1 protein-coding gene is annotated in these 593 nt (G+C 69.0%); it reads left to right on the top strand.

Going from position 1 to position 593, the window contains the following annotated elements; all coding sequences use genetic code 11:
- Positions 1–274: 274 nt before the first annotated feature.
- The coding region (locus B4L26_RS19050) for a lysophospholipid acyltransferase family protein (protein ID WP_290721609.1) at positions 275–593 on the top strand (319 nt) is incomplete at its 3' end.

Genomic DNA, 593 nt, shown 5'->3' with positions numbered 1-593 from the left:
ATCGGGCCCGACGGTGCGGCTCCGGCCGCGGCCGGGGTGAGGAGTGCGGCCGCGGCGGCGACGCCGGTCAGGCCGACGGAGAGGCGGGTGGGGAGCGTGCTTCGGCGCATGGGGAATTCCCTAACGTTCGGAATTTGCGGTATCGGGTTGATCGTAACGCTTGGGGCCGGGTGAATCCCGTCGGACGCGGGCTGTGCCCGCCGCGATTTCGGCCTGGAGGCGGGTCTGTCGACGCGGCGCCGGGCTGGCGTGGCCCCGACTAGGATCAGATCCCATGGAACCCGCTTACGACACCGTCATCGCCGCGGCGCGCACGCTCTGGGGCGTGCAGGGCATCAAGTTCAAGATCTCCGGCGTCGAGCACGTCCCGGTGACCGGCCCCGGCGTGGTGGCGATCAACCACACCGGATACCTCGACTTCACGCTGGCCGGAATCCCCGCCTTCCTGCAGGGCAAGCGCAAGGTCCGCTTCATGGCGAAGAAGGAGGTCTTCGACAACAAGATCTCCGGGCCCATCATGCGCAGCCTCCGACACATCCCGGTCGATCGCACCGCGGGTGCGGACAGCTACCGGGCGGCCGTCGACTACCTGA

The sequence above is a fragment of the Gordonia sp. UBA7599 genome, from assembly GCA_002477755.1.
Taxonomy (GTDB): Bacteria; Actinomycetota; Actinomycetes; order Mycobacteriales; family Mycobacteriaceae; genus Gordonia.
This window is presented reverse-complemented; position numbering and strand designations above follow the sequence as displayed.